General features: G+C 63.3%; 14 protein-coding genes. 6 read left to right on the forward strand and 8 right to left on the reverse strand.

Annotated features, from left to right (window positions below):
- The 3 genes from J2X34_RS17915 to J2X34_RS17925 form a co-directional block, all read right to left on the reverse strand.
- A complete protein-coding gene (locus J2X34_RS17915; protein ID WP_114723824.1) occupies positions 1 to 333 on the reverse strand; it encodes a histone-like nucleoid-structuring protein Lsr2 in 333 nt (110 codons plus the stop codon).
- Positions 334 to 468: 135 nt separating this feature from the next.
- On the reverse strand, positions 469 to 888 hold the full coding sequence (locus J2X34_RS17920) for a GlcG/HbpS family heme-binding protein (RefSeq protein WP_174907606.1): 420 nt from the start codon (positions 886 to 888) through the stop codon (positions 469 to 471).
- Between the two features lie 123 nt (positions 889 to 1,011).
- Complete coding sequence (locus J2X34_RS17925) at positions 1,012 to 2,340, reverse strand: TerD family protein (protein ID WP_429519028.1); 1,329 nt, start codon at positions 2,338 to 2,340, stop codon at positions 1,012 to 1,014.
- 166 nt (positions 2,341 to 2,506) lie between these two features.
- Here J2X34_RS17925 and J2X34_RS17930 point away from each other — a divergent pair, with 166 nt between their 5' ends.
- Complete coding sequence (locus J2X34_RS17930; protein WP_429518743.1) at positions 2,507 to 2,650, forward strand: hypothetical protein; 144 nt, start codon at positions 2,507 to 2,509, stop codon at positions 2,648 to 2,650.
- 19 nt (positions 2,651 to 2,669) lie between these two features.
- On the opposite strand, the gene J2X34_RS17935 is transcribed toward J2X34_RS17930, so the two are convergent.
- Positions 2,670 to 3,296 carry a PaaI family thioesterase gene (locus J2X34_RS17935; RefSeq protein WP_429518745.1) on the reverse strand — a complete coding sequence of 209 codons (627 nt, stop codon included), beginning with the start codon at positions 3,294 to 3,296 and terminating at the stop codon, positions 2,670 to 2,672.
- A gap of 52 nt (positions 3,297 to 3,348) precedes the next feature.
- A complete protein-coding gene (locus tag J2X34_RS17940; RefSeq protein ID WP_429518747.1) occupies positions 3,349 to 4,731 on the reverse strand; it encodes a phenylacetate--CoA ligase family protein in 1,383 nt (460 codons plus the stop codon).
- 133 nt (positions 4,732 to 4,864) lie between these two features.
- Here J2X34_RS17940 and J2X34_RS17945 point away from each other — a divergent pair, with 133 nt between their 5' ends.
- Both J2X34_RS17945 and J2X34_RS17950 read left to right on the forward strand, forming a co-directional pair.
- Positions 4,865 to 5,053: a ferredoxin gene (locus J2X34_RS17945; protein ID WP_429518749.1), complete on the forward strand. Its 189-nt coding sequence runs from the start codon at positions 4,865 to 4,867 to the stop codon at positions 5,051 to 5,053.
- 8 nt (positions 5,054 to 5,061) lie between these two features.
- The gene (locus J2X34_RS17950; protein WP_429518751.1) at positions 5,062 to 6,270 is read left to right on the forward strand and encodes an NAD(P)/FAD-dependent oxidoreductase; all 1,209 of its coding nucleotides are present in this window, start codon (positions 5,062 to 5,064) and stop codon (positions 6,268 to 6,270) included.
- On the opposite strand, the gene J2X34_RS17955 is transcribed toward J2X34_RS17950, so the two are convergent.
- From J2X34_RS17955 to J2X34_RS17965, 3 genes are all read right to left on the reverse strand, one after another.
- A complete protein-coding gene (locus J2X34_RS17955; protein ID WP_429518753.1) occupies positions 6,237 to 6,884 on the reverse strand; it encodes a TetR family transcriptional regulator in 648 nt (215 codons plus the stop codon). The genes J2X34_RS17950 and J2X34_RS17955 overlap by 34 nt on opposite strands.
- Positions 6,885 to 7,309: 425 nt before the next feature.
- On the reverse strand, positions 7,310 to 8,515 hold the full coding sequence (locus tag J2X34_RS17960) for a cytochrome P450 (protein ID WP_429518755.1): 1,206 nt from the start codon (positions 8,513 to 8,515) through the stop codon (positions 7,310 to 7,312).
- A gap of 6 nt (positions 8,516 to 8,521) precedes the next feature.
- Positions 8,522 to 9,643: a thiolase family protein gene (locus J2X34_RS17965; protein WP_429518757.1), complete on the reverse strand. Its 1,122-nt coding sequence runs from the start codon at positions 9,641 to 9,643 to the stop codon at positions 8,522 to 8,524.
- A gap of 1,126 nt (positions 9,644 to 10,769) precedes the next feature.
- Between J2X34_RS17965 and J2X34_RS17970 the strand changes: the two genes are divergently transcribed.
- The 3 genes from J2X34_RS17970 to J2X34_RS17980 all read left to right on the forward strand — a co-directional run bounded on the left by J2X34_RS17970 (position 10,770) and on the right by J2X34_RS17980 (position 14,841).
- Positions 10,770 to 12,365 carry a long-chain-fatty-acid--CoA ligase gene (locus tag J2X34_RS17970; protein WP_429518759.1) on the forward strand — a complete coding sequence of 532 codons (1,596 nt, stop codon included), beginning with the start codon at positions 10,770 to 10,772 and terminating at the stop codon, positions 12,363 to 12,365.
- Positions 12,366 to 12,522: 157 nt separating this feature from the next.
- Positions 12,523 to 13,677, forward strand: coding sequence for an acetyl-CoA C-acetyltransferase (locus J2X34_RS17975; RefSeq protein WP_429518761.1), 1,155 nt, complete (start codon positions 12,523 to 12,525; stop codon positions 13,675 to 13,677).
- A 12-nt stretch (positions 13,678 to 13,689) separates the two neighbouring features.
- The gene (locus tag J2X34_RS17980) at positions 13,690 to 14,841 is read left to right on the forward strand and encodes an acyl-CoA dehydrogenase family protein (RefSeq protein WP_429518763.1); all 1,152 of its coding nucleotides are present in this window, start codon (positions 13,690 to 13,692) and stop codon (positions 14,839 to 14,841) included.
- Positions 14,842 to 14,921: the final 80 nt, after the last annotated feature.

Raw genomic sequence — 14,921 nt, forward strand, 5'->3', positions numbered from 1 at the left:
CTAGTGGGCGGCCGCGTACGCCTTGACGATGTCACCCGAGATCCGGCCGCGGGTCGACACCACATAACCGTTGCGGGCGGCCCACTCCCGGATCTCCTGGGTGCTGGCCCCATCTGTCGTCGGCTTCGCGGCGCGGGTCGTCTGGCGTCCGCCGACCTTGGTGGAATGGCGGATGTAGTAGTCCAGCTTGCGGTGGAACTCGGTGGCGTTCTTGTCATTGAGGTCGATGGTGTACTCGACGCCGTTGACAGCGAAACTGATGGTCTCGCCACCGAAGTCGATGGGCTCACCATCAAGATCATCGATGAGCTCGACAATTACCTTCTGTGCCACGTGTTACTCCCGAGGTTCGTCAACCAAGCTGCATCGGGAGCCTACGGGACAACCCCCACACAACCCGATGCGGATCAGGGTCGTCACGGCGTCGACCGTGACGGTGAGACCTTCGCGGTGCCCGCCGGGCGCCGGTCAGCGCGCGGCGACACCTGCCTGCGCGTATTCGACGTCCTGCTCCGGCTGCGCGCCGCTCACGCCGATCCCGCCGACGACCTCCCCGTCGACGCTCACGGGCAGGCCTCCGGGCAGCGTCGTCAGCGACTGCTGGGTCTGCGCATCGATCAGGTCGACCAGCGCGGGATGGGCGTCGGCCAGCCCGGAGTAGGCGGTCGTGGGTATGCCGATCAGCGCCGAGGTCGCGGCCTTCGCGCGTGCCACCCCGGGGGTGAACCATGCGGCGCCGTCGTCGCGCACCACCAGCAGATCGTGTCCCCGCGCGTCGACGACGGTCACGCTGACCCGGTTGCCGTCCCGCCGCGCGGCATCGATCGCCGCGTCCGCGGCGCGCCGGGCCGCCGCGAGATCGAGCCGGGCCTGCTTCGTATCCGCCATCGAACGTCCTCCCTCAGTTGCTCTCGTCGACCTCGATCAAACACGAGCCGCGCTCCGAATCCCCATCCGAGGGTCGGGGATTCGACGATCGCGGCCCCGGACGACCCGGCGCGACCGTCCGGATCAGGCCGGGCACCTCCCGCTGTACTTGTCCAGCCCGAGACCGCCGTTGCGCTTCTTGCTGCGCCCGGTGGGACCACCGGACGGCTTGCGCACCCACTTGCCCTTCGAGTCCAGGCCGGGCATCCGTTCGCTGCCGATGCGGCTGTAGCGCGTCTCGCCGTCGACGGTGAGCACCCCGTCCTGCACGTCGATGTGCGCGACCGTCGCCCAGAACGAGTTCTTGCTGTTGCCCACGTCGACGAGGATCTCGTCCGCGTCCGGGCCGGGCAGCCCGTCCTTGCCGGCGCGGCCGTAGCGGATCGCCACGCGCGGATTACCGAAGGTGTCCAGGGCGCCCGCCCCGTTGTCGACGCTCTGATAGATGTTGACCAGCAGGTCGCCGTTCTCGTTGGGCAGCACCCGCACCTGCTCGACGGCCGGCTTCTTGCCCTTGCCCGGGCCCTGGCTGTCCCCGTAGTGGTGGATGAACGGCCAGTGCTCGAGGCTCCCCCGGTGCCCCTTGTCGCCGCTGATGACGACGTACTCGTCGGTGTCCTCGTTGCGGCAGAAGAAGTACACGTCGAGGTCCCCGGTGCCGTACTTCTTCACTTTGCCGTTGCGGTCGTAGGTGGCGCCGCGCCCGTCCCATTCGAGGCCGACGGTCAGGACCCAGTTCGGATCCCCCTGCCCCTTCCTCAGGTCGATCCGCGCGGTCCGATCGGGCGACTCCTTGGTGAGCGCCACCTTCACCTTCTCGAAGGAGATCGGTGGTGCCGCGGCCGCGGCGGGCGCCGCGATCTCCGGAGTGGGCGGCGCGGACGGCGACGCAGGCGCCGAGGTGGCGTCGGCCGGCGTCCCGGGATCGTCGACGTCGATGCCGTGCTCACCGGCCAGCGCCGCCAGGCCATGGCTGTAGCCCTGCCCGATCGCGTCCATCCGCCAACCGGTTCCCCGCCGGTACAGCGCGACGACCTGCAGCACCGTCTCCGTGGACAGACTCGACGGCGTGAAGCGGAGCCGCTGGGACGTACCGTGCACCTCGACCGAGAGACCCGTGACCGCACCGAAGTCGATGCCCTGGGCTTCCGTGCTGGCGGTGAGCAGGACCCGATGGATGTCCGCCGGCACCGTGGTCAGGTCGACCGAGACGCTGTCGTCCGCGGTGAGCGCGACACCCGGCGCCGTCGGGTTGTTGAAGAAGACGAAGTCGTCGTCGGAACGCACCTTGCCGTCGTCGGCGAGCAGCACCGCGGCGATGTCGACCATCCCCGGCTGACCTGCCGTGGTCAAGCGGACCGTGTACCGATCCTCGGCCAGGTCGGTCTTCGAACCCTTGACCACTTCCAGCATCGTGCGTGCCCCCACCGTTCCTGTTCGTCGTGCGACGGCCGCGTCGACCGCGCACCATGCTGACACACCGCGTCGCAGCCGATCTCAGCGCGCTCCGGCGGAAGGCGCGAACGGGTCTGTGGCGGTGCCGATTCGCGTATACGCGTCGCCGAGTACCGTGCAGTCGATGGAGGCCGTGTCCCCGATCTCGTTCTCGGCGGAAGAATTTCGGCCACAGCCGACGACGAGGCCGGCCGAACTCATCGCAGACATGCCCGAAGTCCAGTTCCTCGAAGACTGGCCCTCGGGCATGTCGCGCCACATCGAATGATTCGGCGTCATCGGACAACTCAGGTATCGAAGATATCTGTCACCGAGCGCCCTCTAGTGTCAGTCAGCCCAGCGAAGTACGTCCTCAGCACATGGACTCGCGGCTGAACGAATGCCCCGCGCGCCTTTGCATACGTGATCGTCAGATCGTCGGCTGGGCCCAGCGTCCCGAACGCAGTAGTACTCCGCTTGCCCAGTGTGCCGATCCTTCCACGCATCACCAGCGGTGTTTGGAGCGGAACAGGCTCGAGGTACTCGACAGTGAGATCCACGGTCATCCCCCATCGGCCGCCTGCCTCAACCGCGCGCCCGAGAAGTTCGTCGAAGAGCAGTGACGTGACGCCGCCATGTGCGAATCCGGGAAGTCCCTCGTAAGCCTGCCTGAGGATGAAATGGGCGATCACTTCCTCGGCCGTCGTCTCGATCTCGACTTGTGGCGCGAGCGGATTGGTGCTCCCCATAGCGGCGCTGTTCACGGGCACCCCCGGTCTCAGAGCGTCGTCGGATTCGATTCGATCAGCCGGACGTCGAAATCCGTCGAGCTTGGCAAGTGCCTCGCGGATCGATGATGTTGCTTGATCGATCACCTCCGTTGGAGCATCGGTGCAGACGACCTCGTCGATCAGTTCCCGGAGACTCTGCGCCAACGATCCCGCTGCATGGTTCCGAGAGCGCACGGAAGACGACTGTTCAAACACGTCAAGCCTTCGGCCGATTGTCGACGACCCTGCGGGATTTGAAGGTCTGCAGTTCATGGGTTCCGGGAGCGACTACGCGCACCGGCACCCTGATCTGAGTCGACAGTTTGATTGCGGCCTCGAGCGACACGCGCAGCTGCTCGAGGTCCTCGGCGTCCAAGTCGGGGTGATGCTCGACCTCGACGCGCAGTTCGTCGAGTGCATTCTCGCGCTCGACGAAGATGCGGAATTCGGCGCCGGTGCCGTCGACGCTGCGGACTGCGGCCTCGATAGCGGTGGGGTAGATGTTGGCTCCCCGGATGATGAGCATGTCGTCGACTCGGCCGAATACGCCGCGAGGCAGACGGGGGTAGGTGCGTCCACACGGGCACGGGGTGTCGTCGATGACCCCCTCGTCGCCCATCCAGAATCGGATCATCGGCTGGGACTCTCGCCACAGATGCGTTGCCACCGTGGCTCCGGATGTTCCTGCGGGCACCGAGATGTACGGGTTATCTGGATCGACGACCTCGGTGTAGTTCTCGTCCTGGAACAGGTGTACGCCACCGTCAGCTTCGGTGCATCCGATATTGGCCAGGAACGGGTACATCTCGGATGTCGAGCCGGCGGATGCATCGACGAGCAGCGGGTTCCCCCACAATTGCATCAGCAGTTCACGAACGGATGGAATGCTGGCGCCGGGTTCGCCTCCGGCGATCAGCAGCGATACTTTGCTGTCACGGACGTCGAGGCCGAGTTCGCGTGAGCGCTGGGCGAGATGCACGAGGTAGGACGGTGTTCCTACGACGACGCTGCAATCCAGGGTGTGCATGAGGTTGATCTGCTGATCCGTAGGGACAACCGAGCCCGTCGGGAAGGTCGTCGCGCCGATCCGTTCAGTAGCTTGTAGCACTCCCCATCCGCCGAAGAAGAGCGCGAAGGGGAAGGTGATCTGGACGACGTCGTCGGGCCTCACGCCGGCGCTCCACAGCGCCATGGCAGACGCCTCTCGGGCCCGATCCCAGTCGCCGTGGGAGACGCCATACATCGTCGGCTTCCCCGTCGTTCCCGAAGAACCGTGAATGCGGGCCAGTTGATTGCGCGGGACACCGAGGTAGTCGCCGAACGGCGGGTACTGCTGCTGATTCGCGACCAGCATCTTCTTGGTGATCACCGGCACCTTCGCGGTGAAGTCCGCCAAGGACTGGACGGCGGCGGGCTTGAATCCGTGATTGTCGTAGTGCCGTCGATAGAACGGCAGGTTCTCGTACGCGTAGTGGAGCTGGTGCTGGATCCGTTCGAGGATCAGCTTGTCGCGTTCGTGGCGCGGCATGGTCTCGCGCGCCTCGTCCCAGAACCGTGTGGAGCGGGCGCGTCGCTGAGCTTCGTCTCGCCTGTCGGTCATGCCGTACCCTCCGGTGAATTATTTCTACCAAACCGTAGGTAGAAATATGGACGCACACGAAGTGTGATGTCAAGCACTGTGTTATTTTATCTACCAAACGGTAGGTGGATTGATTGGAATCAGAGGAGAAATCATGCGAGTCAACGTCGACATGAGTTCGTGCCAGCACTACGGGCAGTGCGTGTTCGCTGCGCCGGAGGTGTTCGATCTCGACGGCGACGGCAAGCTGCAGTACCGAGGTGATGCAGCCGAGGATCAGCGCGCAGCGGTGGAGGCGGCTGCAGATGCGTGCCCCATGCAAGCAATCACGATCGTCGATTGAGGCTGCATATGCGCACCGTGGCAGTTGTAGGTGGATCGCTCGGGGGCCTCCGCACCGCTGAGGCCCTCCGCAGTGCGGGGTGGACAGAGTCCGTCATCGTGATCGGATCCGAGGCGGGCATGCCGTATACGCGGCCACCGTTGTCAAAGAAGATCTTGTCGGATGGTGGGAGCTTCGACAGTGTGCGACTACGTCCTCGGCTAGAGGACGACGACGTCGATTGGCGGCTCGGCATTTCGGTCACCAAGGCAGATCTGGCCGAGAGGCGGCTGCACCTGTCGGACGGGCAGGTCGTCGAGTTCGATGCGCTCGTCGCGGCGACCGGTGTGACTCCCCGGACGTTGTCGGTCTCGGGACCAGACCTTGGACGGCACACGTTGCGGACACTCGACGACGCACAAGCGGTGCACCGAGAACTGGGGCCCGGTCGGCGTGTGGTCGTCATCGGTGCCGGATTCATCGGGTGTGAGGTTGCCGCCGCTGCGCGTGCGAAGGGCTGCGAGGTCGACGTCGTCTGTGCCGACGAGGTCGCCATGCTCCGCCCGCTCGGCCGCGAGGTGGGTCAGGCGATTCAGCAGAGACACGTCACGGAAGGGATACGTTTCCACCCGGGCAGAACGGTCCAGCGCTACGAGGGCATCGACCGAGTGTCGGGGGTCGTCCTCGACGACGGGTTGCACTTGAAGGCGGATGTGGTTGTCGAAGCAGTGGGTTCGGCTCCAAACGCGAACTGGCTCGAACGAAACGGGCTCGATACCACCGATGGGGTGGTGTGTGATTCGTGGCTTCGACTGGGAGGCGTTACGGCGACCGCGGGGGTAGGTGATGTCGCGCGGTTCCCCAACACACTGTTCGACACGGTGCCGCGTCGATTCGAGCACTGGCAGATGGCGGTAGACACCGCTCGTCAGGCGGCCCGCACGATCATGCACGATCTGACGGGGGCGCCGATAGAGACACTGCCGGCTTTCGAACCACTTCCGTCCTTCTGGTCGGACCAGGGGACGGTCCGAGTGGACGCGTTCGGGTCACCCGGGATCGCCGATTGTTGCGAGGTGCTCGAAGGCCACCTGGGCGGCGAGTGTGCGGTCGGCTACTACCGCGAGGGTCGCCCGGTCGGGGTCGTGTCGATCTGCATGCCCCGCCGTAGCGGGCACTATCGCACGTGGATCGCCGAGCGGCTCTACGCCTTGCCCTCGGCCTCGGTCGCGGGCTGACTCGGGAGCCGATTCCGTGGGCTCCGGCGTAGCGCTTCGGGTCCTCCCGTGGCCAGCACCGCTGCGTCGGAGCCCAGTGACGTCAACACCATGCCGGCGAGCTGGTAGGCGAGCTCTTGCGGCGAATACTTGCCGCCGACGGAGTACCACTCGGTCATGCTGTTGAGCATGCCGATGATGGCCACCGAGGACAGCCTGACGTCGATTGCGGAGTCGATGTCACCGGAGTCGACGCCGTCATGCAAGATCCCCATGAGCACGGCGTAATACTCGTCCTCGCTCCTGCTCAGTTGCTTCTGACGCTTTGGCGACAGCTGGCTGAACTCACGCAGCCTGATCCGGAAGGTCCGCAAGTTAGCGGCTACGAACTGAACATGCGAGTGGACGAAATCCGTCAACCGGTCGAGTGGTGCGCGGGGATCCTCGGCCAGCGGTGCCACTGCGTGCAGTGCTGTCACGTACGCCGGCTCGATGATCTGGAAGAGAAAGTCTTCCTTGGATGCGACGTAGTAGTACAGGCTGCCCTTCATGATGCCAACCGCGTCGGCAACGTCCTGCATGCTGGTGGCGTCGTATCCGTTCGCCAAGAAGGCGTCGGCCGCGGCGTCAAGCACTTCCCTAACTCGTTCGGCGTCCGGTCCGCGGCGCGGACGGCCCCGCTTGGCCGCTTTCTGGACCATCCTGTTCCCTCTCATCGACGGCCGTGGCCGATCTATTACTGCAACGCGCCCGCCGGGAACCGCACGAGTCGCTCGACCGCAAGGTGGTGAACGTGCTGCGCAGATACCGCACAAACGAGGCCTCGGAACCCCCGGGCCCGACTGGATTCACGGTACAACCGCGCAGCACGTCGCCTCCACTCCGGGTTCCTCAACTCCAGATGCTCGAATATGCCCAGCAATCCGCGTGGTTTGACCAACCTCTCGACGTGCGGCAATAGGGAATCGCTTCGACAGCACCAAGACGAAACGGTGGGGGTGTCGAATCTCGACACCCCCACCTTGACGTGCTGGACGGCTGCTGCGCGGCTACTGGCTTTTCAACGATTGGTGACGGGGAACGACGTCATGCCGCGGCTGATCAGAGTCGGGTGCCACTGCTGCGCGGAGTCGGCAATCGCGAGATCAGGGCACCTGGTCGCCAGGGCCTCGAATGCAAGCTGCCCTTCGAGGCGGGCAAGGAAATTGCCCAGGCAATGATGCAGGCCGAAGCCGAAAGCTACATGCCGGTTCGACGCACGGGTGATGTCGAACGAATCGGGATTGTCGAATACTGCAGGGTCGCGGTTCGCGGACGCTTGTACCAAGTAGACCGTGTCGCCCGCCCGCATGTGACGGCCACGCAGTTCGACGTCCTGCACAAGTCTGCGCATCGACATCTTGGCAGCGCCGTCGAAACGGAGAACCTCTTCGACCGCTGATCGCGCCAAATCCGGGTCATTCCTCAGCAACTCCCACTGGTCGGGGTTCTGCAGGAAGGCGCGCATCCCGTTTGCGATCATGTTGGTCGTCGTCTCGTGCCCGCCGAAGATGAGCAATGCACACGTGGACACCACCTCGTCGTCAGTCAAAGGTGGTTCCTGCTCGCCGGATTCGAGGATGCGGCTGATCAGGTTGTCGCCGGGCTGCGCCCGGAGTCGAGAAATGTGTGACCGGAGGTAATCGGTCAGCTCTGTCAGTGCGCGTTGGGCACGTTCGTGCCTGTCTGCGGTCGATTTCGCGCCGAAAATGAGCACGACGATCTCATCCGACCATTGCTTGAACAGATCACGATCCTGCGCGGGAACTCCCATGAGTTCGGCAATCACGACTGCAGGAATCGGATACGCGAGATCATGCACAAGATCCAGAGGGCCCGGATGGGCGATGGCGTCCACGGCTTCCTGGACCACCTTTTCAACCCGCGGTCGCATCGAGGCGACCGCCTTCGGAGTGAAAGCCGGCATCACCAACTTCCGGATCCGCGTGTGATCAGGCTGATCGAGGAAGACCATCCAATGCTGGAGAACGTCGTAGGTGGCCTTCCTCGCCTCCCGCTGCTCGGCGGACAGGCGCTCGTTGAACACCGGCCGCACACGATCCGACGAGAAAGCCGGGTCCCGAAAGGATGCCACCACATCGTCGTACCCGTACACGAACCAGGCCCGATACTGCTCATTCCAGTGCACCGGGCAGTTTACCCGCATCTCGGCGAAGTACGGGTAGGGGTCCGCCAGCCTCTCCGGGCTCAGAATATCGTGATCCATGAATCCTTATCCTCCCAAAATTGTTATAACGCAACCATTTCCGTCAATACCTGCGGCGCCGCCACCCATTGTCTCCACTGCCGCGGTCCGGGCACCGTCGACCTGACGTGCCCCGGCCTCGTCTCGGAGTTGCCATACGGCTTCGGCGATCTGTGCGAGTCCTGTGGCGCCGAGAGCGTGCCCTCTGCTCAAGAGTCCGCCGGATGGGTTCACCGGCTGGCGACCGCCTAGTTTCGTGTGGCCCGACTTCACCAATTCGAGGCCCTGGCCTACCGGAGAGAGTCCGAGTGCCTCGGTCGCCGTCACCTCGCCGATGGTGAAGGCATCGTGCACTTCGAAGAGGTCCATGTCGCCGGGGCCGAGTCCTGCCTTCTTCCACGCTTCCTCAGCGACGGACTGCATCAGTTCGAATCCCCACGGGTGATTCGAACGGTGATCCCAGAGGTTTCCTGATTGCAGCACGGTGGATAGGACACTGATGTCCCGCTTGCTGTTTCGTTTGGGCCCCACGACGGCCGCGGCGGCAGCATCAGAGATGTCGCAGCATTGGAGCAGCGTCAAGGGCTCTGCCACCATCCGGCTGCCGAGGACATCCTCGACGGTTACTTGTCGTCCATGTTGGGCGCGGGGATTCAACGAACCGTGCGCGCGATTCTTGACCGCCACCAGGGCGAGATCGTCGAGTTCGACGTCGTACAAATGGCCGTATCTACTGGCGGCGAGACCATAGATGCCGGGCATTGCGAGTCCGGCTACACCCTCGGAATCGTTGTAAGCTGGGGTGATTGGGCCGTTGAAGTGCGTCGTCATGGTCTCTACGCCGAGGCACAGCACATGCTCGTACCGTCCCGATTCGACCGCATGGACCGCTTCGAAGAGAGCGGTAGATCCGGTGGCACATGCATTCTCGACAGTGACGACCGGGACACCGACGATGCCGAGGGTCTGAAGGCAACGCTGGATCGTGCCCGTCACCCCGAACACCGTTCCGGCGAAAACAGCATCGACCCTGTCGATTTCGGCGTCTTCAAATGCCTCGAGAACGGCACGCTGAACCAGGCTGACATCACTCATGTGGGGTTGGCGGCCGAACATCGACGTGCCGACCCCGTAAATCGATGCGTTCATTCACCCACTCCCGTGTGCACTGCTCGCGCGAGCGGATTGCCGTGGTCGGTGACGGCGACCAATCGAGCCCGTGTTCCTGCAGGTATGGGCTCCTCCGGTGATGTGTGGACCAGCACCCGGGGGCCATCGTCCAGCACGAGATATGCGAGAGAAAACGGCGGCGTATACCCCGGCACGGCGATGTGCATGCGGGTCGAGGCGAAGATCTCGCCCTCTGGCCCGAACTCGGCTACCTCCAATGGATTTCCGCAGATGGGACACCTAGGCGCGGTCGATGCCGTGGGATACCGACACGTTGCGCACCGATTCCCCACGACGAATACATCTCTGCCTCGCGTGATGACACGAGGCCGCGGATCAGTGTCCTCCATAGTTCAATCCTCTCGGCTGCAAAGACGAATCAGACCGGCTCGAGCGCCGGCCTCAAATTATTTCTACCGTCCGTTTGGTGGAATATACCCACTTGCACCCGGTGCGTCCAGGGGTGTTGCCCAAAAGACCCGAAGTCATCGCTCAGCCGGCGCTGGACCGGCCGAGTGGATGCGAACACTGCCGCCACTCGATCCCGGAAGCACCACGTCCCCGTGATTGGTTGTCGTGCAGCGGATCCAGTCCTGGTTTCGGTTGCCGTGCGATCCACCGACACCAGACCGAGCGTCGTGGCACCCGAGTAGACATCACGAGATGTGGGAGGGCCTGCCCACTCACGATGAAGGTCCGGCCCAGGGCACCCGAACTCAGAGGTCCTCTCGAGAGTCTGCCCGAAAGTGTTCCTCCCGCAGTAAATTCGGGCTACCATTCACCCGGTTTGCGGCGTACGTTCGTTGAAGCGCGTAGCGAAACCCGAGGATTCGTCATGGCCGTAGCAGCGATGGCGATTCCAAGTGCTCTGCTGCGGGATGCAACTCGACTGCCCACTCCGTCAGGCGATACCAGTCCGCACCTCTGGGTGATCCCCTCGGATCCCCAGCCGCGGTCGCAAGACAGGTGACCTCGCAATACGCGGGACGTCGGCAATGACGACCCGATCTATGCAGACAGGCCCCCACTCAGCTCTTGCGCTCCGTAAGAACATGTCCCTCGTATCCACATCCGCTTTCGGCAGACACATCCTAAGGAGCAGCGCATGGACAGGCACGACGAACTGGCAGGCGCGCGCAGGCAGCACTGGGTCAACTACACGGCCCGCCATGCGTTACATCGAAGCGACCATGCTGCACTCAAGTTCGGCGAAAGAACTATCAGCTGGGCCTCACTTCAGGAGCGCGTCGTCGCACTCTCCGATGCGTTGGCGAGAAGAGGGGTCGGACATGGGGATCGAGTCGCTCTGTTGATGGGCAACAGACCCGAACTCATCGAGACCCTGCTTGCCACCAACCGGCTGGGAGCAATTGCGGTCCCATTGAACACGCGGCTCACGGCCCCTGAGGCAACCTATATTCTTGATGACAGCGGCGCGTCCGTGCTGTTCGTCGACGACGGCACCGCGGCACTCGGACACGCTGCCTCAGCGGGATCCGACCACAGTGTGCAGTTGGTGCTCGTGCCGGAACCGGACTCACCAGTTGTCGATTCTGGACTGTCGTACTCCGATTTGCTTTCCGAGGAGGGGCCCTCAGCGCCTGCTATCGACGTCGATGAGGACGATCCCGCACTGATCATGTACACGTCGGGGACCACAGGGCGCCCCAAGGGCGCCGTGTTGACTCACCGAAACCTCTCCGCGCAGTCGGCGATCGTTCTGACTGCATTTCGATTCGAAGTCGGAGACGAGGTCAACCTTTGCGCGTCGCCGCTATTCCATATCGCGGCTATCGCCACGGTGGCCCCGTCGATCATGATCGGCGCAACGATTGTCATCCTCCCGACTGGTTCATTCGATGCAGCGATGGTCCTCGACCTCGTGGAGCGTGAGAGAGTGACGTCGACCTTCCTGGTGCCGACTCAATGGCAGGCCATCTGCGAGGAGCAGGAGCAGCGCCCACGAAACCTCTCAAGCTTGCGGGTGAGCGGCTGGGGCGGGGCGCCGGCCACCGACGCATTGCTCCGCAGAATGAATGCGAACCTACCAGGAGCATCGAGCCTCGCCCTGTTCGGCCAGACTGAGATGTCAGCTGTGACATGCCTTTTGGAAGGCACGGACGCGCTGCGCAAACTGGGTTCGGTAGGCAAGCCGGCCCCGACAGTGTGGGCCCGCGTCGTCGATGCAGAAATGAACGACGTCACCCCTGGCGAGGTGGGTGAAATTGTCTACCGCGGTCCCGGGATGATGCTCGACTACTGGAACAACCCGGACGCTACCGCACAGGCGTTTGCTGGTGGATGGTTCCATTCCGGCGACCTGGTTCGTATCGACGACGAGGGGTTCGTGTATGTGGTCGACCGCCTCAAGGACATGATCATCTCGGGCGGGGAGAACATCTACTGCGCCGAGGTCGAGAACGCTCTGGCAAACCACCCAGCCATCGCTGATGTGTCGGTGATCGGACGTTCTCATGATCACTGGGGAGAAGCCCCTGTGGCTGTTGTCGTTCTGAGAGAAGGCAGCTCAGAGCTCACAATCGAGGCACTTCGAGCTTCGGCCGGCTCCGATCTCGCGGGCTACAAGCTACCGCGTGCCTTGGAGATCGTAGACACCCTGCCTCGCAACGCTTCCGGCAAGGTCGACAAGAACGCTCTCAGAGTGCGGTTCGGAGGGAAAGAACCACAGGTTCTTCGCTAGACCCACGCGTGGCGTCGGTCATGTCTCCCGCGAGAAGGGATCGCTCATCTCCGGGCCAGATCCGCACCTGTCGACGTCCGCTCTTCCCAAGTTCACAGCTCATCCGCTCGACCCACTTGGACGGAGCTTCCCGGGTGGGACACAACAAGGAGGAACAATGCCCGAGGCCTACATCGTTGACGCCCTGCGTCTGCCAATCGGTCGACGTAACGGTGGATTCGCCGGGGAGCACCCTGCCGATATGGCGGCCCATGTGATTTCGACCCTGGTCGGCCGTCATGACTTCGACCCGGCCGAGATCGATGACGTCGTGTTCGGTTGTCTGGACAACATCGGCGCGCAGGCCGGCGACATCGCCCGGACAGCCGCGCTCGCTGCCGGGTTGCCTGAATCGGTTCCCGGCGTCACCCTCGACCGTCAGTGCGGCTCGTCGCAGCAAGCCGTTCACTTCGCGGCGCAAGGAGTTATGAGCGGCACTCAAGATCTCGTCATCGCCGGTGGTGTTCAGAAGATGAGCCAGTTCCCGCTCCTGTCTGCTTTCCCTGCAGGCAAGCCCTTCGGCTCGCCGGACCCATGGACGGGCAGCCGGGGATGGCACGCGCGTTACGGCGACCAAGAGATTTCACAGTTCCGCGGCGCAGAGATGATGGCGGAGAAGTGGAACCTGTCGCGAGCCGAGTGCGAGAAACTCGCTCTCACCAGCCACCAGCGCGCCATCCGCGCCATCGACGAGGGACGATTCGACCGTGAGATTGTCCCTTTCGCGGGCGTCGCAACGGACGAGGCACCCCGGCGAGACACCACTACGGACAAAATGTCCCAGCTGGAAACTCTCGCTCCGGGTGGTGTTCTGACTGCAGCGGTCGCCAGCCAGATTTCGGATGGCTCGGCTGGACTACTGATCGCTTCCGAGGCCGCGGTCAAGCGCTTCGGCTTCACCCCGAGGGCCCGTATCCACCATATGACGGTGCGAGGCGCCGATCCGGTGATGATGCTCAGCGCGCCGATTCCAGCGACACAGCTCGCATTGAAGAAGGTTGGCCTGTCGATGGGTGACATCGATGTCACCGAAATCAACGAGGCCTTCGCTCCTGTGGTACTGGCGTGGCAGATGGAGCTCGACGCTGATCCGGAGAAGGTGAATGTCAACGGTGGCGCCATCGCCCTCGGACACCCTCTCGGAGCTACCGGGGCCCGTTTGATGACGACGCTTCTCCACGAGTTGGAGCGCACCGGGGGCCGCTACGGCCTGCAGACAATCTGTGAGGGCGGCGGGCAAGCGAACGTCACCATCATCGAGCGCCTCGGTTAGGGATGATCGAGTATGCAACGGGTCATGAATTACACCGATGAGCACGAGCTCTACCGCGAGACCGTTCGCGCGTTCCTCGAGCGAGAGGTCGAGCCCTACAAGGATCAATGGGACCTGGACCGCCTCATCGACCGCAAAGTGTATGCCGCCGCGGCCAATTCGGGCATCTACGGCCTGCAGATCCCTGAGCAGTACGGCGGCTCCGGAGAATCGGACTATCGCTACCGCATGGTTGTTTGCGAGGAAGTCGCGCAGGTCAACGCACTATCGTTCGGGGTGACAGTGTCACTCCAGGACGACCTGGTTCTTCACTATCTACTCGATTTGGCCACGGAAGAACAGCGCCGGCGCTGGCTTCCACAATTCGCTGACGGCACCGTCATCGGGGCACTGGCGATGACCGAGCCCGGTGCCGGGTCGGACCTTCGTGGCATCAAGACCACTGCCCGTCGGGACGGCGGGGACTGGATCCTCAACGGCCAGAAGACGTTCATCTCGAGCGGAATCATGGCAGACCTCGTGATCGTCGCAGCATGCACCGATCGCGATGCCGGCTCCCGGGGGTTCACCCTGTTTGTCGTCGAACGGGACATGCCGGGCTTCCTGCGTGGCCGCAAACTCGAGAAAATGGGTCTACCTGGTCAGGACACCGCCGAACTGTTCTTCGAAGATGTCCGAATCCCCGCAGCGAACCTCCTCGGCGAAGAGGGACGAGGGCTACAGCACCTGATGAGTCACCTTCCGCGAGAACGACTCGGGGTGAGTGCGTCGGCGATTGCGACAGCACGTGCGATCTTCGACCGAACTGCGGAATACTGTCGTCAGCGCCGCGCCTACGGAAGACCCTTGGTAGATCTGCAGCACGTCCGCTTCGAACTGGCGGAGATGTCCACCCAGCTCGATGTGGCGACCGCATTCATCGACCAGTCGGTTCTGGCCTACAACAGCGGGACGCTGACTGCGACTGACGCCGCTAAAGGCAAATGGTTCATGAGTGAGCTACAGAAGACCATCCTGGACAGATGTATTCAGTTGCACGGCGGATACGGGTACATGATGGAGTACCCGGTCGCAAGGGCTTACCTCGACACTCGAATTCAGACGATATACGGCGGCACTACTGAAGTCATGAAGGAAGTCATCGGCCGGGAACTATCTCGCTGATGCCCTCGATGCCGGGAAACCATAGATACGGCGCGGTGGCCCCGAGTGCATGGTCCTTCTACCGCCCGTCACAGCCTCCG

It is taken from the genome of Rhodococcus sp. BE178, from assembly GCF_050433545.1.
GTDB lineage: Bacteria > Actinomycetota > Actinomycetes > Mycobacteriales > Mycobacteriaceae > Prescottella.

Excerpts from the sequence above, each read along its gene's own strand:
- J2X34_RS17920 (WP_174907606.1), bottom strand. The coding sequence starts at position 888 with ATGGCGGATACGAAGCAGGCCCGGCTCGATCTCGCGGCGGCCCGGCGC.
- J2X34_RS17925 (WP_429519028.1), bottom strand. The coding sequence starts at position 2,340 with ATGCTGGAAGTGGTCAAGGGTTCGAAGACCGACCTGGCCGAGGATCGG.
- J2X34_RS17930 (WP_429518743.1), top strand. The coding sequence starts at position 2,507 with ATGGAGGCCGTGTCCCCGATCTCGTTCTCGGCGGAAGAATTTCGGCCA.
- J2X34_RS17940 (WP_429518747.1), bottom strand. The coding sequence starts at position 4,731 with ATGACCGACAGGCGAGACGAAGCTCAGCGACGCGCCCGCTCCACACGG.
- J2X34_RS17945 (WP_429518749.1), top strand. The coding sequence starts at position 4,865 with ATGCGAGTCAACGTCGACATGAGTTCGTGCCAGCACTACGGGCAGTGC.
- J2X34_RS17950 (WP_429518751.1), top strand. The coding sequence starts at position 5,062 with ATGCGCACCGTGGCAGTTGTAGGTGGATCGCTCGGGGGCCTCCGCACC.
- J2X34_RS17960 (WP_429518755.1), bottom strand. The coding sequence starts at position 8,515 with ATGGATCACGATATTCTGAGCCCGGAGAGGCTGGCGGACCCCTACCCG.
- J2X34_RS17965 (WP_429518757.1), bottom strand. The coding sequence starts at position 9,643 with ATGAACGCATCGATTTACGGGGTCGGCACGTCGATGTTCGGCCGCCAA.
- J2X34_RS17970 (WP_429518759.1), top strand. The coding sequence starts at position 10,770 with ATGGACAGGCACGACGAACTGGCAGGCGCGCGCAGGCAGCACTGGGTC.
- J2X34_RS17975 (WP_429518761.1), top strand. The coding sequence starts at position 12,523 with ATGCCCGAGGCCTACATCGTTGACGCCCTGCGTCTGCCAATCGGTCGA.
- J2X34_RS17980 (WP_429518763.1), top strand. The coding sequence starts at position 13,690 with ATGCAACGGGTCATGAATTACACCGATGAGCACGAGCTCTACCGCGAG.